This is a genomic window from Streptococcus suis YS56 (assembly GCF_000440115.1).
Taxonomy (GTDB): Bacteria; Bacillota; Bacilli; order Lactobacillales; family Streptococcaceae; genus Streptococcus; species Streptococcus suis_L.
This window is the reverse complement of sequence record NZ_ALMY01000026.1, coordinates 1-21,373: the sequence shown is the minus strand read 5'-3', so window position 1 is coordinate 21,373 and position 21,373 is coordinate 1. Positions and strand designations below refer to the sequence as shown.

The 21,373-nt window shown below is 39.9% G+C and carries 19 protein-coding genes; 2 read left to right on the top strand and 17 right to left on the bottom strand.

All coding sequences use genetic code 11. The features are described 5' to 3' along the window. Window positions 1–71: 71 nt before the first annotated feature. The 4 genes from dltX to SST62_RS0103935 form a co-directional block, all read right to left on the bottom strand. Window positions 72–197 (bottom strand): teichoic acid D-Ala incorporation-associated protein DltX, encoded by a 126-nt coding sequence (dltX, locus tag SST62_RS1000000112040; RefSeq protein ID WP_002937209.1) that lies wholly within the window; start codon window positions 195–197, stop codon window positions 72–74. A gap of 474 nt (window positions 198–671) precedes the next feature. Then, window positions 672–1,019 carry a hypothetical protein gene (locus tag SST62_RS0103945; RefSeq protein ID WP_029186376.1) on the bottom strand — a complete coding sequence of 116 codons (348 nt, stop codon included), beginning with the start codon at window positions 1,017–1,019 and terminating at the stop codon, window positions 672–674. A gap of 109 nt (window positions 1,020–1,128) precedes the next feature. Continuing rightward, window positions 1,129–1,473 carry an SSU0592/SSU0593 family protein gene (locus SST62_RS0103940; RefSeq protein ID WP_029186375.1) on the bottom strand — a complete coding sequence of 115 codons (345 nt, stop codon included), beginning with the start codon at window positions 1,471–1,473 and terminating at the stop codon, window positions 1,129–1,131. A gap of 459 nt (window positions 1,474–1,932) precedes the next feature. Beyond that, entirely contained in the window at window positions 1,933–2,637 is a 705-nt protein-coding gene (locus SST62_RS0103935) for a glucosamine-6-phosphate deaminase (RefSeq protein WP_029186374.1), read from the bottom strand. 347 nt (window positions 2,638–2,984) lie between these two features. Between SST62_RS0103935 and queA the strand changes: the two genes are divergently transcribed. Together queA and SST62_RS0103920 are read left to right on the top strand one after the other, a co-directional pair. Continuing rightward, window positions 2,985–4,013, top strand: a complete 1,029-nt coding sequence (gene queA / locus SST62_RS0103925) for a tRNA preQ1(34) S-adenosylmethionine ribosyltransferase-isomerase QueA (RefSeq protein ID WP_024407557.1) — start codon at window positions 2,985–2,987, stop codon at window positions 4,011–4,013. A 63-nt stretch (window positions 4,014–4,076) separates the two neighbouring features. Next, a complete protein-coding gene (locus tag SST62_RS0103920; RefSeq protein ID WP_002941715.1) occupies window positions 4,077–4,550 on the top strand; it encodes an arginine repressor in 474 nt (157 codons plus the stop codon). Window positions 4,551–5,025: 475 nt separating this feature from the next. On the opposite strand, the gene SST62_RS0103915 is transcribed toward SST62_RS0103920, so the two are convergent. From SST62_RS0103915 to SST62_RS0103855, 13 genes are all read right to left on the bottom strand, one after another. Then, on the bottom strand, window positions 5,026–8,586 hold the full coding sequence (locus SST62_RS0103915; protein WP_416332981.1) for a family 16 glycosylhydrolase: 3,561 nt from the start codon (window positions 8,584–8,586) through the stop codon (window positions 5,026–5,028). An 89-nt stretch (window positions 8,587–8,675) separates the two neighbouring features. Continuing rightward, the gene (locus SST62_RS1000000113090; RefSeq protein ID WP_050571891.1) at window positions 8,676–9,395 is read right to left on the bottom strand and encodes a hypothetical protein; all 720 of its coding nucleotides are present in this window, start codon (window positions 9,393–9,395) and stop codon (window positions 8,676–8,678) included. A 370-nt stretch (window positions 9,396–9,765) separates the two neighbouring features. Further along, on the bottom strand, window positions 9,766–11,106 hold the full coding sequence (locus tag SST62_RS0103905; protein WP_029186373.1) for a dipeptidase: 1,341 nt from the start codon (window positions 11,104–11,106) through the stop codon (window positions 9,766–9,768). 118 nt (window positions 11,107–11,224) lie between these two features. After that, the gene (locus SST62_RS0103900) at window positions 11,225–12,727 is read right to left on the bottom strand and encodes a YfcC family protein (RefSeq protein ID WP_029186372.1); all 1,503 of its coding nucleotides are present in this window, start codon (window positions 12,725–12,727) and stop codon (window positions 11,225–11,227) included. 342 nt (window positions 12,728–13,069) lie between these two features. Next, on the bottom strand, window positions 13,070–14,017 hold the full coding sequence (arcC, locus tag SST62_RS0103895) for a carbamate kinase (RefSeq protein ID WP_029186371.1): 948 nt from the start codon (window positions 14,015–14,017) through the stop codon (window positions 13,070–13,072). A gap of 103 nt (window positions 14,018–14,120) precedes the next feature. Beyond that, window positions 14,121–15,134: an ornithine carbamoyltransferase gene (gene argF / locus SST62_RS0103890; protein WP_011922164.1), complete on the bottom strand. Its 1,014-nt coding sequence runs from the start codon at window positions 15,132–15,134 to the stop codon at window positions 14,121–14,123. An 18-nt stretch (window positions 15,135–15,152) separates the two neighbouring features. Next, a complete protein-coding gene (locus tag SST62_RS0103885; RefSeq protein WP_079267420.1) occupies window positions 15,153–15,593 on the bottom strand; it encodes a GNAT family N-acetyltransferase in 441 nt (146 codons plus the stop codon). Then, entirely contained in the window at window positions 15,593–16,822 is a 1,230-nt protein-coding gene (gene arcA, locus SST62_RS0103880) for an arginine deiminase (RefSeq protein WP_029942554.1), read from the bottom strand. Before arcA ends, SST62_RS0103885 begins: the two co-directional genes overlap by 1 nt. A 365-nt stretch (window positions 16,823–17,187) precedes the next feature. Then, window positions 17,188–17,883: a Crp/Fnr family transcriptional regulator gene (locus SST62_RS0103875; RefSeq protein ID WP_029186368.1), complete on the bottom strand. Its 696-nt coding sequence runs from the start codon at window positions 17,881–17,883 to the stop codon at window positions 17,188–17,190. Window positions 17,884–18,012: 129 nt separating this feature from the next. Beyond that, entirely contained in the window at window positions 18,013–18,924 is a 912-nt protein-coding gene (gene whiA, locus SST62_RS0103870; RefSeq protein WP_029186367.1) for a DNA-binding protein WhiA, read from the bottom strand. After that, on the bottom strand, window positions 18,921–19,895 hold the full coding sequence (locus tag SST62_RS0103865) for a YvcK family protein (RefSeq protein ID WP_029186366.1): 975 nt from the start codon (window positions 19,893–19,895) through the stop codon (window positions 18,921–18,923). The genes whiA and SST62_RS0103865 overlap by 4 nt, the downstream gene beginning before the upstream one ends. Beyond that, window positions 19,892–20,779 (bottom strand): RNase adapter RapZ, encoded by an 888-nt coding sequence (rapZ, locus tag SST62_RS0103860; RefSeq protein WP_029186365.1) that lies wholly within the window; start codon window positions 20,777–20,779, stop codon window positions 19,892–19,894. Before rapZ ends, SST62_RS0103865 begins: the two co-directional genes overlap by 4 nt. Before the next feature lie 21 nt (window positions 20,780–20,800). Further along, window positions 20,801–21,178 (bottom strand): RidA family protein, encoded by a 378-nt coding sequence (locus SST62_RS0103855; RefSeq protein WP_029186364.1) that lies wholly within the window; start codon window positions 21,176–21,178, stop codon window positions 20,801–20,803. Window positions 21,179–21,373 lie beyond the last annotated feature (195 nt).

The following is a 21,373-nucleotide window of genomic DNA, read 5'->3' as shown; positions in this document are numbered from 1 at the left end:
TTAGTGTACCCTGTTTTCTAAAAAAACAACTAGAATTTTCTCAACTTTCTATTGACTTTTTACCACTAGACTTAAAACTCATTATAGATAAACCCTCCCTGTCCAATGTCTAAATAACTATACAGATACAAAAGTAGTAACAATATAAAAAAATAGAACAGGGTTCTACAGATAAATCGTACAACTGGATGTTGCATGTTCTATCTCCTTCCATCTCTTATTCTTGTGAATTGCTTTAAATACAATGTCTAGTCAATCTTGACTTACTTCGAACTCATTCCATTCATTAAATGATTAATTTTAAATCAACCCATATTTTACCATAATTTTGTCAATTTATTTCTTTTTTCACTAAAAAATACAAGAATATACCTGTTATACAAAGACTGTATTTTTTATCAATGCAATGTAAAAAGTTTAGAACAATTACAATATCCTAAACTTTTCACTCTTTAATTTATCTAAGAAAAATTACAACCGAGACCCAAGAAATATGGAATTCGTGTCAACATCTCATCCGCAAAAAATGTGAGGTCTATTACATAATTTCTTGCACAATCTCTAATTTAGATGCCTAAATCTCTCCAATATTTCATACGCTTTTCATTTGAATAAAAGCTCACATGAACCACTGTTCTCTATCCATATGAAGTCAACAAAAAATAGAAATCTTAGCTAAAAATATTTTTGACAAAAGTTGTAAAACGATTCCAAAGATCCCAAAACCATGAAGAGTTTTCAGGAGTCTTTGGCTGTTGTGTTTTAACTGTTCCAATAATACTTATCTCTTGATTTTTGAACTTGGTATTTTCAAATTTTGCTTGTATCTTAATATTATTTGGATTTCTATCTCCAATCGCTTTTTGAAGTTGCTCATCCGTAATCGGTTTGTGTTTTCCTGCTACAGTCTGACCAGCAGTTACTTTCTCCTCAGCATGCACCGTTGTCCCAATAACAGAGGTAACTGCAAGAGTTGTAATGAGTGTTAAAGCTGCTAGTTTTGAATTAGCTCGTTTCATGTAGTGTCTCCTTTTACAAAGTACTAGTTTTTTTAATATGAAGGTTTATAAATTAATTGCGCTAAATATTACAAGATTATGAACATTTGAATAACACTTTAATTATTGACTATTTAAATCCAAATAATCTTTGTATACCAAAACCTTCACGAAATCTTTTGAAAAACAGTTTGACTTTGTCCCAAAATTTCCAATACCAAGGCCCGTTCAAATTTTTTGGATTAGTATTCTGACTACTAATAGATTTCACCATAATTCCTTCATTTTCAATGAAATTAGATGAAGATTCCAATTTCATAAACACTCCTTCGCTCATTGGTTTCAGTTCTCCAGATGAAGTGACATGGTAATCTTTTGCACCAGCAGTTACGCCACCTGCAGTGCTCATCAGAAGAGCAAGAGCCATAGCACACAGACCAACTTTATAACTACGTTTTATTACAATACGTTTCATTTTTGAAACGTCTCCTTTATACAATATTCGCCCTTTTCTAGACAATGTAGTGCCAGTATAGCACAAAAAAATAACTCAAAAACCAACTTTAAAAAAAGATTATATAAAAACCAGAAAACTACCTGAAAAAAATGAAAACGTTATACGAAACGTAGAGAAAATGATACTGTTTCGCTCATTTCACTTGTCCCTATCAATTTTCAACATGATAAAGGATAGCAATACCTCTTGTTGAAATTTTCTCTCACATACAACTTAATGTTATAATCCATTCAATATATAACAACTGATATGGATTATCAGAATAGCAAAAGGCATGCCCTTAAAAATATAAGTTACATGCCTTTTCACAATTTTTGTCAAATTCATAATGGAAAAAGAACCTAGATTCATTCAGAAATTATACTTATTGTACTGTTACAACCAACTTTATGTCTAAGAATAATCGATTACAACATACTACACTAATTTACTCGCTGCGGCTTGGTCGAGGATAAGAACAACATTGTCATGGTTTTGAAGGACACTTGCTGGAACTTCCTCTGTCACTGCCCCTTCCACAGTCGCCTTAATGGCGTCAGCTTTTTCAGGACCATAAGCCATGAGGACAATGGTCTTGGCTGCCATAATGTTGGCGATGCCCATGGAGATCGCCTGCTTTGGCACTTCTTCTGGATTGTCAAAGAAGCGGGCGTTGGCTTCAATGGTTGACGGTGCCAAGTCAACCAAGTGAGTTTGACCATCAAATGGAGCACCTGGTTCGTTGAAACCGATATGGCCGTTGCGACCGATACCCAAAATTTGGAAATCAACTGGATATTCAGCCAGAATTTTATTGTAACGTTCTGTTTCAGCAACTACATCTGTCGCCAAACCATTCGGTAAAAAAGATTGTTTAAACGGTTTGGCACTGAAAAGATTTTCCTTCATAAAATGGATATAGGATTGGTCGCTCTCCTCACCTAAACCAACATACTCATCCAAGTTTATAGATGTCACATCTGAAAAGTCTAAATCCGACTCACGAATCAATCTGTAAAATTCTAACGGACTGGAGCCTGTTGCCAAACCTAATACCTTGGCACCTCCGTTCAATTTTTCTCTCAAAATATCTAATGCTACAGTTGCTCCTTCAACTTGATTGTTTACTACATGAATTTTCATAGCGCACCTCTTTGGTATATACCATTTATTGTTTTTCTTTATTATATGGTATAGACCAATTTTTGTCAAGAATTTATACTTATAGAGTATTACATCAACACGAATAATTTTAATTCTCTTCCCATCCATCAAGACTTAAGTGTCTAACTATGATATAATACATTTATGACAGATGTGCTTTTTTACTTATTTTTTATTGGTATTCTGTTCTGCCTTACTGGCTATTTTATTTCTAAATCAAAGGTCTTAAAGTTTATTTTCTACCTGATTGGTAGTCTATTGGTGGCTTTGCCATTTGCCCTATTGATTTATTTTACCTATATTTTATTTTAGTCTAAGGAGTGAATATGAATACTGCAGATTTTGATTTTGATTTACCTGAAGAGCTTATCGCTCAAGTTCCCCTTGAAAAGCGTGACAGCTCTAAACTATTGATCCTCGACCGCGAAGAACGGAGCATGGTTGACAGTCACTTTGACCATATCATCGATCAGCTGAATCCTGGTGATGCTCTGGTCATGAACAATACACGTGTTCTGCCTGCCCGTCTCTATGGCTACAAACCTGAAACTATGGGACATGTTGAGCTTTTGCTTTTGAAAAATACCCAAGGTGATCAGTGGGAAGTTCTTGCCAAACCAGCAAAACGTCTGAAAGTCGGTACCACAGTCGCTTTTGGTGACGGACGATTAACTGCTACTATCGTAGAAGAATTAGAACACGGTGGAAGAATAGTTGAATTCTCCTATGAAGGTATCTTCCTTGAAGTCTTGGAAAGCCTAGGCGAAATGCCACTTCCACCTTACATTCATGAAAAATTAGAAGACCGTGAACGCTATCAAACAGTTTATGCCAAGGAAAACGGTTCTGCCGCAGCTCCAACTGCTGGACTACATTTCACCCAAGAATTACTCGAAAAAATCGAAGCTAAAGGAGTGAAACTAGTCTATCTGACTCTTCACGTTGGGCTTGGGACCTTCCGACCAGTCTCTGTTGATAACGTTGATGAGCATGAAATGCACTCGGAATTCTATAACCTATCAGCTGAAGCTGCTCAAACTCTCAATCAGGTCAAAGATAGCGGTGGGCGTATCGTCGCAGTCGGCACAACATCCATCCGCACCCTCGAAACCATCGGTAATAAATTTGATGGCCGTTTGGAAGCTGATTCTGGTTGGACAAATATCTTCATCAAACCTGGCTACACCTTCCGAATTGTTGATGCCTTCTCAACCAATTTCCACCTGCCAAAATCTACTTTGGTTATGCTAGTTTCTGCCTTTGCAGGTAGAGAATTTACGTTAGATGCCTATAAACATGCTGTTGAAGAACGCTACCGCTTCTTTAGTTTTGGGGATGCAATGTTCATTCAATAGGCTGTTATCACCAAATTATTCTGAGTTCAGATTTTATTTTCCTTACATCTCAAGGAGGGCCCTATGAATAAGATTGAAAGTCGCCATCAGCTGATCCTGTCTCTAATCATGGAGAAGAAAATACACACCCAGCAGGAATTGCAAGAATTACTAGAGGTCAATGGAGTCTCCGTCACCCAATCTACCCTCTCCCGTGACATCAAGATGCTCAATCTTGTCAAAGTCAACGAAGATGATTCTTCTCACTATGTCATCAACCCCATTGCTCCTACTCGCTGGGAAAAACGACTGCGACTCTATATGGAAGATGCTTTGGTCATGCTAAAACCTATCCAACATCAAGTGGTTCTCAAGACCCTACCTGGATTGGCTAACTCATTCGGTTCTATTTTGGATGCCATGGAGATTCCTCAAATTGTAGCAACCGTCTGCGGTGACGATGTCTGTCTCATCATTTGTGAAGATGTCGAGGGGGCACAAGCTTGCTTCGAGCACTTGAAACAGTTTACTCCACCATTTTTCTTTAGTAAATTATAAAAATTTGTGTTCACAAACAACATATTTAATTTTAAAGATAATTTTTCAAACAAATATCAATAACTTCCCTTTATACTCATAAACGAAAATCTCCCGTAATAAGATTTATTACGGGAGATTTTTAGTAGTTGCTAAAAAATTATCCTGTTATTCATAGCCTTCTAGCTTATACTCATTTAAAATCAAAAATAGCCACCTACCACTCAAAGTGGATATGGAGCGTTTCGATTTTGTTATTTTTTTAGAAGAAAACAGCTACTTGAAATCCACAATCCTCAACTCAAACTTATAAATTAAGGTTTCACATGTTATAAGTAGCTTAGACTTGCTATTTTTGATTTTTATTGAGTATTACTTTTTGTACAAGGCAATGAGCTGCAGGCTGTACTGAAGTACGGCAAAGCGAGTGAAAGAAAAACTAAATGACTACATCATTACAATTAGAAAGCCCTGAACATTCACTCAGATGGCTATATTACTCCTCTTTCCTCCGACGACTAGCAGTTGCTAGGCCGATAAGTCCAAGAAGAGTGAATCCAAGACCATCTACTGCGCCTGTATTTGGCAATTCTTTCTTCTGAGATGCTGCTTGCTTGGAATTTGACTGCTCACTGCTTGGTTTTGATACAAGGGATAAAGGCGTGACAGAGGGACCATAGTTTGGTGTCAGGTATCCCTTAAAGGCGGCACGTGGTTCTGCTTGGACACTTTTTCCCTTAGCGGTAATCAAAGGTAGCTGCCCTACTGGTAAGGGCTCCGCTTTGACGCTATCTCCTTTTGCTGTCACTAGTGGTGGCAGAGGAACTAACGCTTCACGCGCAGCTTTTACCTCTGCTAAATAACCATCTACAAATGCCTGGTTATTTTTACTGAGTTTCCAGTCAATCTTGTCTAAAACCTCTTTTAAGTTTGCTACGCTATCTGGACTATAATCACTCAAATCAGCAGGAAGCTTACCAATTTCTTCGTGCAAATCAACATAATCAGCTAAAAAGTAAGTTGGATTCGCCATTACAAACTCGTACATGAGGCGATGAACAGAATCGTAACTGTATTCTTTGCTTGGATCATCTGCCCAGACAGCAACCATACTACCAATTACCGGTATCTCTGAGTTTTCATTTTTGTGAACAACTTCCAGTGGTGTTGATTCAATTCCACGCAGACCCTGATCAAGATTATACCATCCCCAACCTTCTGCTTCACGTCCAATAACATAGTACCAAGCATCATTGGTATTTAAAATCTTATGGCCTTTGTCAGCAAGAAACTTAGATGAGGCAACGTCATATCCTCTCCAGCCACCAGTCCTGAAAGAAGCAATAATGTCTTTATCAAAAGTACCTGAACTAGTATCGTGGTTATAATAGATACCGTCATTGAAAGCCATTGGCTCTAAACCATGCTTCTTGACGATAGCTGCTAAATCATTGGCATATTGAATAAATTTGCCATAGTCTCCCTGAGATTGAAGGATACGCCAGCCCGACGCATTTGTAGCATCATTTGCATATTCGTCCAGACCGATATTGAAAATTTTGGCCTTATCTGAAAAATATCCAGCATATTTATCAATTAGTGCTTTGGTAAAAGCAATCGCTTCTTTGTTATTTAAGCCAACTGTTCGCGCAGAAGTTTTACCGTTGTAAGTAAATTTAGGAGATGGGATACCAAGCTCTTCCATGGCTTCTAACATAGCATCCATATGTCCCGGGCTATTTACAGCTGGAATCAAACGAACATTACTTGCCTTAGCATAAGCAATCAGTTCATCCATCTCTGCCTGGGTAAGATGATTTCCATTTGGATCATTGTAATAATGATTATTTCCATTGATAAGAGTCTGCTTCACCGCATCGCTGGTATAGGTCTTATCACCAACCATCAATTCCATATCATCCAATAGGAATCGCATGACATCATTACCCACCAATAGGTGCAAATCTGTATAACCATAATAAGAGGCCAAATCAACAATCTCTTTTAATTGGTCAACTGAGAAATATTTACGGCCAGCATCTAGAGAGAAAACTTTGGATAAACTTAATTTACGTTCCTCAACAATCGTTTTTTCTGGCTCTGCACTTGGGTCTGCAGCTACAAAGGTAACTTTTGCCAGTTGAACATCACTAGCAACCACTGCTTTTTCAGCTCCGCTTTCCAATTTATAGGATATACCTGATAATTCTGGAAAGACAATCTTGATATACTTGGTTTCTCTTCGGATGTCTCTAATATCAAATGTCGTACGTGCATAGGCTGGTGTCGCCTCTACAAAATTATCAACTACGCTTGTTGTTTCCTTATTCCAAGTTTTCCCATCAACAGATGAATAGACGGTAAAATCAATTGCCCCTTCAGCTGCTCCAACCAAGTGTTTACGAATAGATTTTCCTTCCTTGGCCCATGCCTTATCATTGTATACTGCATAATCTTCCAAGGTTTTATAATAGGTTGTAAGATGGAGTGCTTTTGGATCATTCACCTTATAAATGAGTGCATTCTCATCTTGACCATCTGCATATAGACGACTTGTTTCGTAACGTGGTTGCCCTCCATAATAAAAGTTATTTTCATGCGCAGCCTGACCGTGTGAAACTGATACTAATTGACCACGTTTCTCACTTGGTTTAATTGTATAGTCACTAGCAGTTGCATCGTCTAGATTATCAAAGTAAACCTTGTCTTGTCCTGCTTTTTGGTAAACACGTACCCAGTCAATCAGGTATTCACTATCTTGCTTAGTCATATTTTTGCTATAGTCAACGTCACCAGCCCAGTCATCACCAACTTGGGTTTCCAGTATTGGGAACATAGGGCGGGTATGCATACCATCCCTAGCCTTACCACGCATGGTTTGGAAAACAAATTTTCCATCAATATACCATTTGATAACATCTGGAGTCCATTCGACTTCGTAGACATGGAATTCCTGACTCCAAGCTTCGTAATTCTTATAAGCTGAGCCATCAGATTTTTTATTTTTTGCCAAAATACCAAAATGGTTAGTTGTCCATGCATCCCATGGATTTTGACCAAGGTATTCCAAAACGTCAATTTCGTCATGCCCGGTCTCATCCTGTGCCAACATCCAAATAGCAGGCCAGATTCCCTTAGAGTCATTTACCTTAGCTCGAACAGCCATTCGACCAAATTGGAAAGAATACTTATCTTTAGATTCTAGGCGACCAGAAGACCATGTTACTTTATCTGGTAATTCTTTATCATCATACCGATCGTGCCCAACTGCTTCAACCAAAGCTTTTTTATCCTTATGGTTCGTGCTACGGATAGACAAATAGCTCTTGTCACCATCTTTTTTGATAGAAACTGCTTTACGATTGTATATAGCCGCATGATTCCACATGCCATCAATAATTTGCCATTTACTTTCATCAATCTTGTCGCCATTAAATTCATCAGACCAGACTAATGTATCGTATTCAGATTTTGGTGGAACGTATTCTGGAGCAGATTCGTCATAAGATTTTCCTCGTCCCATAATTTGGATTTCTGAATAACGGAGTGCTTCTCCGTCAGCAGATTCCCCTGTAAATCGAACGTATCTTGCTTTAGAGCCTTTCGGAACCGCGAGCGTCAAAATCTCCCCTTCATTCACAGAAAGATTGCTTGCTTGATAAACTGTTTTATAGGTGTTCCCTGCATTGTAATCATCATCTAAATCTACACGAAAATGAGAATAGGTCCCTGGAGCTAATTGAACCTTGATTTCCTCGATAGTGTAGACATTTTTAAATTCATACTGGAGATAGGCTCCCATGCCTTTTGATTCCTGAGTAGTATAATTCTCATCAAATTTGCCATCATTAATGGCTTCTGGATTGGTGGGAGCTTTTCCATAAAAATATGGCTTCTTCAATTCGGCAAGATTGACCAGCTCGGTCTGTGGATTTTCGTTTACACTTCCGTCTGCTTCAACCTGCGCCAAGACTTCTATCTCGTTGAAGAGAACGCCATTACTATATCCCTTCCAGGAACTGTTTGTATTTTGGATATAATGCCCCCGTCCCCAAATACGCATATATAGTCGTTTAGTTTGCTTTTAGTACAAGGCAACGAGCTGCAGGCTGTACTGGAGTACGGCAAAGCGAGTTAACGAAGTAATCAAAGATAAACTAAATGACTATAACGTGCATCAAACGGTGACAGGAGTTGAATAACTTGTGGTTTCCCCTTGTTTGTTACTGTCTCTTCTACATCTGCCTGTTCGAAGATGACCCTCGTAGTTTCAGGAGAAAAGTCTGCGCTAGTAGACAACTCGACCTTAACATCTTTAAATGTAGAGATTGCATTTTCATAGGTATTACGGTAAATAGTTACAGTATGGACAGGAACTTCCTTTTCAAAGTCATACTGAACATAGACATGATCCCACTGAGAATAACCATTATCAGCACCTCCCGTTTCTTCACCTGCAATAATTTTTGTATTGTTGCTGGCATCATCTGAACTACCGTAAGCCACACCATCCGTTGCTTTCTCTGGATTTTTTATGGCAACCGAAGGAATGGTCGTCAATTCTGAAGCCATCAAGTGCTGACTGTTGGTAGTCGGCTCTTTTCCTTCTATCACATTTTTCTCAACTACCTTTGGTTCCTCCTGTTTTTCTTCTGGAGTTGAATGTTCTATTTCAGTTGATGAAGTAGCTTCCACAAGTGGTTTTGCTTCAATAGTAGGGGGAACATCATTGTTGATTGCTACTGATTCTCCCGAAGACACTTCCTCTGCTGCAACGGTCTGTCCTGCCCATACCAAAAAACTGGTACAGATAAGAAGCTGACCAAGGATGACTTTTTTCGTAAACTTACTTGTTTCTTTTTTCATTATTTCCTCCTATAAAATCTGCAAGTTTATCCTACCTATAGCCAAAATAAAGCAGTTTGTAAACCTATTTGGTCTCGTATAAGACTCAAAATTCAGTTTACTGGTTGATGTGCGATCGCATTTCTGTCACAAATATAACATGTAAGCGTTTTATTGTAGAATAGTCTAACTTGACTTATTCTATATGCAGATGGGGTCTATTTCTAAAACAGCATATAATAAGTCACACTTTCATATATTTTTGTATACTTCTTGTAAACAGTGACACATTTCTATCTCATCTTTTTAATGTTATTCTTCATAAGAAAAGCCCTTAGATATTTCACTAAGAGCTTTTAAACTGTATTTTAATATTCAATGCTGATAACGGCTATTCCGCAGCTAGGCGATAGACTGCCTCAGCATAAATATCCATTGTTTTATATAAGTCTTCTAATGGCATGCGTTCATTTTCCTGATGCTCTGTTTGTTCTGTATCTGGAAAACATGCACCAAAGGCCACACAGTTTGGCATAGTACGAGCAAAGGTAGCCCCACCTGACGAGATTGGCACGCTTGTTAAATCTCCTGTCTTATCTTGATAAACAGACATGAGCGTAGATACCAGCTGGCTGTCTAATGGCACATACAAGGAAGCAAGGTAGTCGTACTCTTCATAGGTCAAGCCACATGATTGCGCTTTGGCTTGTAAAGTAGAAACTAGGGCTTCTTTATCCGCAGTGACAGGAATACGAATGTCCAAGCGAATTTCTGATTTTTTTGCGCTAATGGTTAGACCTGCAATATTGAAACTGAGTGTCCCTGATGGTTCATCAGTCACATCACCAAAAAGCTTAAATCCTGTGGCATCTTCACCAACTGCATTGACGATAAAGTCCAAGGCTGGATGACTTTCGAAATGTTCCAAGGCCTTTGCCAAACGAACGATGGCATTGACCCCCTCGGCAGCATCCTTGGCGTGCCGAGAAATACCAAGAACCGTTACTTGATCATCTTTGGTTTCATAATCAAAGCCTAATTGATCTAATTCCGCAATAACCCCTGCTAATAAATGACCAGAATAGCTTGCCTTGGCAGGTACTACGTTATAGGCAGTTCCCGCTTCGATACTCAGACAAGGGTGCCCTGGACCATGCAATTTGGCCTGTAGCAATCCTTTTTCAGCATAAGTCAAAGGGAAGGAAGAATCTGGTGCAAAGCCCATAGTTGCCACTTCTTCCAACTGATTGTAGCGGTTCATACACCGCCATAAAGTCTCTTCATCTGTTCCAAAAATGAAACGAATCCGTTTGTTAAATTGGACTCCCGCATCAAGAAGTGCTTTTACTGCAAATAAAGCCGCCATCGAAGGACCTTTATCATCCTGAACCCCGCGTCCAATAATATAGTCTCCCTCTACCACAGCCTCAAAAGGTAGCGTCTGCCATTGACTAAGATCACCAGCAGGTACCACATCTAAGTGGCAAAGTATTGCTAATAATTCTTCGCCTTGTCCAATTTCAGCATAGCCATAATAGCCAGCAGGGTCTAAATAAGTTTTAAAACCCATTTTTTCTGTCAATGCCAACGTGTGCTCCAGAACATCCTGAATCGCTTGACCAAATGGCGTATCTGCCTGATGTTCTTGCAAAACAGAAGGAAAAGCAACCAGTTCTTGGATGGCTTGAATACATGCCTCCTGATGCGATGACTGAATAAAACTTGTTCTCATTGTGTCCCCTTTCAACATAATAAGATATGATATATTTTATAGCACTATTCTATCATAAAAGGAAAAACTGAGCCAAATTTTATCTGTATTCGTGATAAAATCTGACCCAGAATTTCGATTAGAAGAATGTCGCAATGACCAAAATAGCTATGGAGGCAATCATGATGCCTACGATTAACTTACCTACAAATTTATACCAAGTACCAATTTCAACACGACCAAGTGCCAAGGCTCCCATTACAATACCTGATGTTGGAGCTACCAAGTTCAAGAGACCTGATGCAGCTTGGAAAGCTGTGATAACCAAGCTCGCTGGTACATTTACAAACTCACCAAGAGGTGCCATGATACCCATAGAAGCCCCTGCAAGACCTGATGAAGATGGAATCAAGAAGGACATTGGTAGGTAGAAGAGATAGGTCAAAATGATGAATACTTGTGAAGACAAACCTTGCAATCCTTCTTCGCCCATGTGGAGAATAGTGGCAGTAATCATACCATCGTTCATGATGACTTGAATACCACGCGCGATAGCACAAATCAAAGCTACGCTGAAAATATCAGCCGCACCGAACATGAAGGATTTTACCAAACGTTCTTCACTCATACCATAAACTAAACCAACTACAATCCCTGCGATACCAAAGAGCATTGCTCCTTCTGGGAAGTACCAAGTACCAAGAGCAGCTGTTGAAGAACCAATCACTTGACCGATGAATGGAAGACCAATCAACCAATCATTAAATTGTGTAAAGATAGTCACACCCAAATCTTCCCATGGAATAAAGCTACAAATCATGAGAACAAATGTTAGTACAAATACCCAGAGAACACGTTTTTGAGCTGGTGATAATTCTGCATTCACTTCTTGAGTTGCTGCGACATTAAAGTGTTGCATATCTGCTTCACGCTGTTTGTAAACCAAGGACTTAGTCGGATCGTTTTTCACTTTCTCAGCATAGTTGGCTACAAAGGCAATTCCCATCGCAAGAATGACAACGAAGAAGACCAAGCGCCAGATCATACCATCCGCAACACTTACACCTGCTGCATCAGAGGCTACAACCGTTGCAAATGGGTTTACAGTAGAAGCCAAACAGCCGATTTGAGAACCCAGCAAGATGATGGCTACACCAGTAATACTGTCAAAACCAACCGCCATCATAACAGGAACAAGGAGCGGGAAGAAAGCCATTGTTTCTTCACCCATACCATAGGTTGAGCCTCCCAAGGCAAACAAAGGCATGAGAATGTAAATTAACATTTTTTCACGACCTTTGAAGCGTTTTACAATAGAAGCAATCCCTACATCAAGTGCACCTGTTTCGTTAACTACACCAAGAAAGGCACCAACCATGATGATGAAGAATGCTACGCTAATCGCTGCATCCGTGGCACCATGACCAAGCATGGCACGAACTGGAGCCATAAAAACATCGTAAATCCCTTGTGGATTTTGAGCAACCTTCTCATAGGTACCAGCCACCAAATTTCCAGCTTCATCCACCTGATATTGACCTGCTGGAATAACCCATGTCATCACTGCCATAAAGGCAATAATGAGCATCAATATTGTATAAGACGAAGGCAATTTAAAGCCTTTTTTCACTTTTTCGCTCATCGCAAAAACCTCCTATAATATTTTAAAAGTTTATCCCCTATTTAAGGGAAATTGTATCCGTAATAACCGTATCAAATATCCACCTATCTTCAAGAGATGTCTATCTCCTTCAGTCTATTATCTGAAATCATTGCTTATAGATAGATACTTGATAGGAAATGGATAAGGGGGGAGGAAGCTTAGAAGCCCAGACCTTCATGTTTCGATTAAAGGGAACCCTTGTAGGACTATCAACACTTCCACTCCCCTAACTCCATCAATAAATAACCCGTCTAGTTTAAAAACTATATTTTCATGCAGAGTACATCAACAAATAGAAGCCTCAACGATACATACAGCTGCTTAGCCCTTGACAATGATAGTACCGCTATCGGATTCAATCAAAGCGCCTAAGTTTTCTAATGAGGTAATGACTGCTTTTGATTGCGGCTTATTGTTTACAAAAGCAATAGCTGCTTCAACTTTCGGTAGCATGGAACCTGGTGCGAATTGATTTTGTTTGATGTATTCTTCCAATTCAGCCACAGTAACAGTTTCTAATTTTTCTTGGTCTGGTTTGTTGTAGTTAACAAAGACATAGTCTACACCGGTCAAGACGATAAACAAGTCTGCGTCAACCAATTCTGCCAAACATTGGGAAGCAAAGTCCTTATCGATAACTGCTTCCACACCGGTCAGGGTGCCATCTACTTCTTGGACAACTGGAATACCTCCACCACCAGCAGCTACGACAACTTCACCTGCATTGAGAAGGGTACGAATAGTACCAATTTCTTTGATTCCTACAGGTTTTGGGGAAGCAACGACTTTGCGCCAGCCACGACCGGCATCTTCTTTGAAGGTTGCTCCAGTCTTTTCTGCTTCTGCTTTCGCTTCTTCTTCTGTATAGAATGGTCCAATCGGCTTGGTCAAATTTTCAAAGGCTGGATCATTCTTATCCACGATAACCTGGGTAACGACGGAAGCTACATCCTTTTCAATGCCTTCCTTGATCAATTCATTTTCCAAGGCATTTTGCAACCAGAAGCCAATAGATCCTTCTGTCATGGCTACCAAACTGTCTAGTGGAAAAGCTGGGTTCTTTTCCGAATCAGCAGCAAGGTTTTGAAGAAGTAAATTTCCAACTTGAGGACCATTACCATGCGTGATAATAAGGTCATCCCCATTTTTTATCAATTTTACAAGGTGCTTGGCAGTTTGTACCAAGGCCTCTTTTTGTGCTTTAGCCGATGGGTCAGACGATAAAATGGCATTGCCACCCAAGGCTACTACAATTTTACGATTTGCCATATCTTATGTTTTCGCCTCTCTTTCACATTTTAGAAATCGCTTTCATTTTCATATCTAAGAAAAGGGGCTGGGTTACAGCCCCAGGAGGTGCGATGACTAGATTTTACACACGTGGAACAAATGGATCCCCTAAAGTAGCCGCCATCACCGCTTTAATTGTGTGCATACGGTTTTCAGCTTGGTCGAAGTGACGAGCATATTTGCTACGGAATACTTCGTCTGTTACTTCCATTTCTTCTACGCCGAATTTTTCAGCGACATCTTTACCATAAACAGTATTTGTATCATGGAAGGCAGGTAAGCAGTGCAAGAAGATGAGATTTTCATTTTCTGCTTTTTTCACCAATTCCATATTCACTTGGTATGGTTTCAAGAGGGCAACGCGTTCAGCGAATTTATCTTCCTCACCCATTGATACCCAAACGTCTGTATAGAGAACATCTGCGCCTTTGACTGCTTCGTCAGCATTGTCAGTAATGAGAACACGTGCTCCACTTTCTTTCGCAAAACCTTCAGCCAAGGCAACTACTTCTTCTTCTGGGAAGAGTTCTTTTGGAGAGAAGATATGGACATTGACACCAAGAATGGCACCTGTTACCAACAGTGAGTTGGCAACGTTGTTACGACCATCACCGCAGTATACCAAGGTCAATCCTTCCAATTTGCCAAAGTTTTCTTTGACAGTCAAGTAGTCAGCTAACATTTGAGTTGGGTGCCATGCGTCTGTCAAACCATTCCATACTGGCACACCAGAGAATTCTGCTAATTCTTCCACCATCTTTTGACTGAAACCACGGAATTCAATACCGTCGAACATGCGTCCCAAAACTTTAGCAGTATCTTCTGTAGATTCTTTCTTACCAAGTTGGATGTCATTTGCACCAAGATATTCTGGATGGGCACCAAGGTCAATGGATGCTACTGTGAAGGCAGCACGAGTACGTGTTGATGTTTTTTCAAACAAGAGAGCAATATTTTTACCTTCCAAATAACGGTGTGGAATATTGCGTTTTTTCAAATCTTTCAAATGAGCTGAAAAATCAATCAACCATTCCAACTCTGCACGAGTAAAATCTTTTTCTGCAAGGAAATGTCTGCCTTTAAATACGTTTGTCATTGTCTCTTCTCCTAATGTTTAAATAAATTTTGTCAATGTCTGGCACCATTCTCCATCTTCTTGATAAACTTCAGAAGTTACTTGGTAGCCGACTGACTCATAAAAAGTCTTTGCAGTTAACTCCGAATGTATATCCAACTGACGAAAGCCTGTTTCACGTGCATAAGCTTCCAAAGAGCTGATAATCATTTTTCCATAGCCTTTTCCACGAAAATTCGGTAGAGTGGCTATTCGGGTTAGACGAGCTTGACCAGGACTGACAGAAAGAAAACGTCCCGTTGAAACAGGCTCCTCACCAATAAATAGATTGGCGTAAACTCTTCCTTCCGTATCATTCTGGTCAAATTCATCTTCCTTTGCAATGCCACGCTCAAGAACAAATACCTTATAGCGGACATAGATAGAGGCTGCGCGTTGCCATTCTTCCGAACCGATTGTTGTTCGTTCTATACTTGGCATTAGATGTCTTCCCGTTCAAACGGCATTGACATACAACGAGGTCCACCACGACCGCGAACCAATTCGCTTCCGCCAATCTTAATCAAACGAAGCCCTTTGGACTCGAGGATTGCATTGGTAATCGTATTGCGTTTGTAAACAACTACCACACCTGGTGCAATGGTCAATGTATTTGAACCATCATTCCATTGCTCACGACCAGCAGCAACCATATCACCGCCACCACAACGGATCAATTCTACTTTTTCAAGACCAAGGTTCGCAGCCAAAAGTTCTGCCAAGTCACCATGTTCTTCTTCAATATGAAGCGTATCATTTTCATAGGTTACAGAGAAGACACGAAGGTCACCTTCAATTTCTGGGTGGATCGTAAACTTATCATAGTCAACCATGGTAAAGACAGTATCCAAATGCATGAATTTACGGTTGTTAGCAAATTCGAATGCCAATACTTTCTTGAAGCCAACATGCTGTTCAAAGATATTTACCAATAGTTTTTCAATAGAAGCAGCATCGGTACGTTGTGAAATACCTACTGCCAAAACATCTTTTGAAAGAACCAATTCGTCCCCACCCTCGATACGAGTAGTTTCTTCACGATTGTAAACCAATGGAACTTTTCCACCATATTCTGGGTGATGAGTGAAGATATATTTACCATACAAGGTTTCACGGTTCCGTGTTTCTGAATACATGTGGTTAAGAGAAACAGCATTACCAATCGTAGCAAATGGATCCCGTGTGAAGTAAAGGTTTGGCATTGGGTCAATTGCAAATGGGTAGGATGATTCGACCAGATCTGTCAAACCTTTTTCTTCAGCAGGGACTTCCGGTAACTCAGCTTTCTGAACACCCGCCATCGTTTTCTCTACCAACTCTTTGTTGTCTTCAATAGCTAGCAACAGTTTGCGGATGGCTTTCTTAGTAGCACGACCACGAATATTTGCTTCTTCTAGGTATTCATCAATAAATTGCTCACGAATTTCAGGTGTTACTAAGGATTCAGCAGCCAATTGTTCAAGGTAGAGAACTTCGACTCCTTCATCTCGTAATGCTTGTGCGAATGCATCGTGTTCTTTTTGAGCATCTTCCAAGAATGGAATATCATCGAAGAGTAGGCGTTCTAGGTAGTCAGGCATGAGGTTTTCAATTTCCTTACCTGGTCTGTGTAACATAACTTTTTTCAGCTTACCAATTTCTGAAAAAACATGAATTGGATGGTTTGACATGATCTGTCCTCCTAATATTTTTTTATACTCTTCGAAAATCAAACTCATACGTTGTTGCCTCGATTTGATGAACTTCAGTTCTATCTTCATCTTCGTCGCCTAGTCTGATTTTGATTTTCATTGAGTATTACTTGATTGGAAATGATAGTGGACCGTACGCTTCCCCCGCTCTCATTTCCTTTACAACCATAGTGTAACAGAGAACAAAATCAAAAACTTGAAAACGCTCACATTTATTTTGAGAAATTCTTCACATTATTGACTTTGTTTATAAATAATTATCGATTGTGTCACCTATATTCTGCATAATTCTTTCTATTATATCATTATGTGAATTTTTATTTTTTTATAAAAAAACAGAAACTTCAGTGAGTTTCTGACAAATTTTCTAAGAAATAATCAATATCTAAATAAGTTAACTGTTTATGGCTATAAGCAATTTTACCATCCTGTTTCAGTTGCTTCAAAACATGGCTGACCGTTTCCCTAGTCGTTGCAGCAAGGCGAGAAATTTCCTGAATATGAATATCAAATGGAAGTGTGTCATAGCCATCCCGCTGACACATATCCCAGTACAAAAGTGCTAAAGCCTGTATAACTCGTTCTGAAGCTTTGGATCTCATCGCATTTCGCAAGCGCAACTCTTGAAAACGAAGCACTTTGGATAATTTTTGACAGATATAGACCATTTGACTAGGATTTATCTTCGACAAGGTTTCAAACAAGACCATCGGCACAATAAAATACTCTAGGTCCGTTATGGCAATGGCAGTATAATGATAAGGTTTGTCCTGAAACATATCTCCAAATGGAAAGGCACCACCCTGCCGAATATAGTCTAAATACGTAAAACTATCCGTCTCATCATATTGTTCAATCCGAGCATAGCCCTTATACAATACAAATAGATAATCTCTAGGATCCTCTGCGTAAAAAAAGATTTGTCCCTTAGGAATCTTTCGAAAACGAATATGCTTAGCTAATTGATCGAAACTTTCCCTTGAGAAGTTTTCAAACGCAGGATGGTTTCGAAGAAAGTTGTATTGTTCGTTCGTAATCATCACTCTCTCCATTCTAATCAAAGTATTTCTCTACACATTCTAACATATATTAAGATATAATTCTAATAATATTCCGTAATTTCATATAATAATCTAAAAAACCAGCCCACATGGAACTGGTTCTAAGTATTATAATTCATCCGCAATCTTATTGATTTTCCGCAAACGATGGTTGACACCACTTTTAGTGATCGGTACCGTTAGACTATCCGCCAATTGCTGAATGGAATAGTCTGGATGCTGAATTCGCAACTGGGCAATCTCCTGCAAGTCACCTGACAACTGATCTAGACCGATAGTATCCATAATTTTGATAATATTATTAATTGTTTTCATACTAGCATTGACCGTCTTTGCAATATTAGCAGCTTCCGCATTGGTAGCTCGATTTAGATCATTGCGAGCCTCACGAAGCAATTTAACATTCTCAAATTCTGTCTTTGCCTCTTCTGCTCCAATCACCAAAAGAAAATCCATAATGTCCTCTGCACGTTGCAGATAGGTAATGGTTCCCTTACTTCGCTCAATGACTTTGGCATCCAAAAGAAATTTCTGCATCAGATTGGCCAGGTCATTGGCATGGTCACTATAGACAGAAGCTATTTCAAGCTGGTATTTTCCTTTTTCAGGATTTTTAACAGAGCCTGCCGCTAAAAATGCTCCACGAAGATAGGCTTGACTCCATGAATCATTTTCCAAAACCAAGGGAGAAATCCCCGTCTCTAATCCAAAGAAACTATCAGCCAAATGCAAATCGTTCAATATCTCATTCACACCGTCTTCTATCAAAACTGCATACACACGATTCTTTTTGAGATTAGTTTTTTGATGATGGCGAATCTCAGCCTTAATCTGATAGAAACGAAGTAACAGTTCATAAATGTGACGGGCAATCTTTGCATTTTCCGTGCTGATAGAAAGAGTCAAGCCTGATGAAGCTAAGCCCAAACTCCCTGATAATTTGATAATAGCAGATAGCTCGCTCTTATTTTGGCTAGACTGAAGCAGCAATTCTTCCTTTACTTGTACTGTAAAACTCATGACCGCACCTGCAAAATCTTTAGCAACTCTTCTACCACCAAGTCACCATCATGGAAAGCCCCGCCATTTTCCAAACGAAGAAAATTCGAAGAAATCACACGATTAGCCTGTTTTTGCAAACCTGCAAAATCGTGTTTTACCTGTACCAAGTATTCATCAAACTTGTGGGTATTCATGTAATCCTGTGGAACAGGTTCACTATTAACCAAAACCGTATCGATAAACTTTTCGCCCAAATGACCATTCAATACGGTCACGTGGTCAGCATCCGTGAAGAACTCCGTCTCACCACGCTGGGTCATGATATTGCAGACATAGGTCACTTCTGCCTTGGTTTCTTTCAATGCCTTGCCGATGTCTGAAATCATGAGATTAGGAAGGATGGAAGTAAAGAGCGATCCCGGTCCCAAGACCACCATATCACTCTCCATGATAGCTTCTACCACCTGACGACTAGCCTTAGGCTCATCGTCATTGTAGGAATTGGTCACATAAACATGGCCAATCATGCCCTCGTGTTTGGCAATCTTACTCTCACCAGAAACCTTGGTCCCATCTGTAAAGACCGCATGAAGGGTCAGGGCCTGTTCACTAGAAGGATAAATCCGCCCTGTCGTATGGAAAAAGCGGGTCAAGAGTCGCATAGCATTATAGGTTGAACCCTGCATCTCGGAAATCCCAGCGATGATGAGATTGCCCAGAGGATGCCCAGCCAGCGGTCCATCCGAATCTGCGAAGCGGTACTGGAAAATCTGTTCATACAACTTGGGCATATCGGACATAGCCAAGAGGACATTCCGCAAATCACCCGGAGGTGTGACCTGCAAGGCTTGACGGATCTCACCAGAGGATCCACCATCATCTGCCACCGTCACGATGGCTGTAATATCGACATCCTTGTCCCGCAAACTTTTTAGAATCACCGGAATCCCTGTTCCGCCACCAATCACAGTAATTTTAGGTTTTCTCATGAGCGGTTGACCGTCTCCTTCCGTCTGTCCTTATCACGATGACTACGATTGACATTCCAATTTTTCTCTAAATCGTCTGCCAAACGTTTAGCAAAGGCTACGCTTCTATGCTGACCACCCGTACAACCAACAGCTATAGTCAGGACAGATTTTCCTTCCTTCTGGTAACCAGGCAGAATTGGCTCAATCAAGCCGAGAAGATGACTGTAAAATTCTTCTGATTCCTGATGGTCCATGACATAGTCAAAGACAGGCTGATCTAGTCCTGTAAGATTCCGCAACTCTAACTTGTAGTAGGGATTTGGTAGGAACCGAACGTCAAAAACCAAGTCTGCATCCAGAGGTAGCCCATATTTGAAACCAAAGGACATCACTTCTATGCGAAACGACGGTTGATTATCTTGACTAGCAAACTGCTCCGAGATTTCCTTACGCAGATTGCGAGGAGTCAGCTCTGTCGTATCAATAACATTTTGACTCATATTTTTCAAGGGAGCCAAAAGTTCACGCTCTAGCTGAATCCCGTCCAAAACACGACCATCAGCCGCCAAAGGATGGGAACGACGAGTTTCTTTATAGCGAGCAACCAATTCACTATCCGTCGCATCCAAGAATAGGACTTTAAAATCTAAATCCTCTGCCCCCTCAATCTCATCCAACACCTCTCGAATCTCCGAGAAGAAGGAGCGACTCCGCATATCTACAACAAGAGCAATCTTATTGTTATCCTGGCTATGGCGAATCAATTCTAAAAATTTTGGCAAGAGAGTCGGTGGCATATTATCAATGGTAAAATAACCCAAGTCTTCAAAAGACTGAATGGCTACCGTCTTACCAGCTCCAGACATCCCTGTCACAATCACTAAATGGAGTTTGTCCGACATGACATTCCCTCCTTTTCTCTTCTAATCAATAACTGCAATAACTTCAATCTCAACCTTAACATCACGTGGCAAGCGAGCAACTTCCACCGCTGAACGAGCTGGAAAATCTACTGAGAAAGCTGTTTTATAAACTTCATTAAAGGCTACAAAATCATTCATATCTTTTAGGAAACAAGTCGTCTTCACCACATGGTCAAAGTCTGTTCCTGCTTCTGTTAAAATTGCTGCGATATTTTTCAAGACTTGCTCAGTCTGCTCCTGAATGGTTTCACCAACCACTTCACCAGTTTCAGGTGACAAAGGAACTTGACCAGAGGCAAAGAGGAAATTTCCAACAACCTTCCCTTGAACGTATGGGCCAATTGCTGCAGGTGCCTTATCTGTGTGAATGGTTTTCATATCTCTATCTCCTTTTAATTTTTTATATCTATTATAGCACAAGTTCTGTATAAAACAGCTCACCTACTACTATCCTACACCTATTTTCTTTTATAAAAAAGGAATTGAGATAGTATCACCACCCGACTTTATCACTTTATTTTTCCACGATCCGCTTCAATCGCTTGATAGAATTGGATTTTTTAAGTATTTTTC

Bases quoted from the DNA above. Each gene is read 5' to 3' on its own strand.
- dltX (WP_002937209.1), bottom strand. From the start codon at position 197: ATGCAACATCCAGTTGTACGATTTATCTGTAGAACCCTGTTCTATTTT.
- SST62_RS0103945 (WP_029186376.1), bottom strand. From the start codon at position 1,019: ATGAAACGAGCTAATTCAAAACTAGCAGCTTTAACACTCATTACAACT.
- SST62_RS0103940 (WP_029186375.1), bottom strand. From the start codon at position 1,473: ATGAAACGTATTGTAATAAAACGTAGTTATAAAGTTGGTCTGTGTGCT.
- SST62_RS0103935 (WP_029186374.1), bottom strand. From the start codon at position 2,637: ATGAAAATTCATGTAGTAAACAATCAAGTTGAAGGAGCAACTGTAGCA.
- queA (WP_024407557.1), top strand. From the start codon at position 2,985: ATGAATACTGCAGATTTTGATTTTGATTTACCTGAAGAGCTTATCGCT.
- SST62_RS0103920 (WP_002941715.1), top strand. From the start codon at position 4,077: ATGAATAAGATTGAAAGTCGCCATCAGCTGATCCTGTCTCTAATCATG.
- SST62_RS1000000113090 (WP_050571891.1), bottom strand. From the start codon at position 9,395: ATGAAAAAAGAAACAAGTAAGTTTACGAAAAAAGTCATCCTTGGTCAG.
- SST62_RS0103905 (WP_029186373.1), bottom strand. From the start codon at position 11,106: ATGAGAACAAGTTTTATTCAGTCATCGCATCAGGAGGCATGTATTCAA.
- SST62_RS0103900 (WP_029186372.1), bottom strand. From the start codon at position 12,727: ATGAGCGAAAAAGTGAAAAAAGGCTTTAAATTGCCTTCGTCTTATACA.
- arcC (WP_029186371.1), bottom strand. From the start codon at position 14,017: ATGGCAAATCGTAAAATTGTAGTAGCCTTGGGTGGCAATGCCATTTTA.
- argF (WP_011922164.1), bottom strand. From the start codon at position 15,134: ATGACAAACGTATTTAAAGGCAGACATTTCCTTGCAGAAAAAGATTTT.
- SST62_RS0103885 (WP_079267420.1), bottom strand. From the start codon at position 15,593: ATGCCAAGTATAGAACGAACAACAATCGGTTCGGAAGAATGGCAACGC.
- arcA (WP_029942554.1), bottom strand. From the start codon at position 16,822: ATGTCAAACCATCCAATTCATGTTTTTTCAGAAATTGGTAAGCTGAAA.
- SST62_RS0103875 (WP_029186368.1), bottom strand. From the start codon at position 17,883: ATGATTACGAACGAACAATACAACTTTCTTCGAAACCATCCTGCGTTT.
- whiA (WP_029186367.1), bottom strand. From the start codon at position 18,924: ATGAGTTTTACAGTACAAGTAAAGGAAGAATTGCTGCTTCAGTCTAGC.
- SST62_RS0103865 (WP_029186366.1), bottom strand. From the start codon at position 19,895: ATGAGAAAACCTAAAATTACTGTGATTGGTGGCGGAACAGGGATTCCG.
- rapZ (WP_029186365.1), bottom strand. From the start codon at position 20,779: ATGTCGGACAAACTCCATTTAGTGATTGTGACAGGGATGTCTGGAGCT.
- SST62_RS0103855 (WP_029186364.1), bottom strand. From the start codon at position 21,178: ATGAAAACCATTCACACAGATAAGGCACCTGCAGCAATTGGCCCATAC.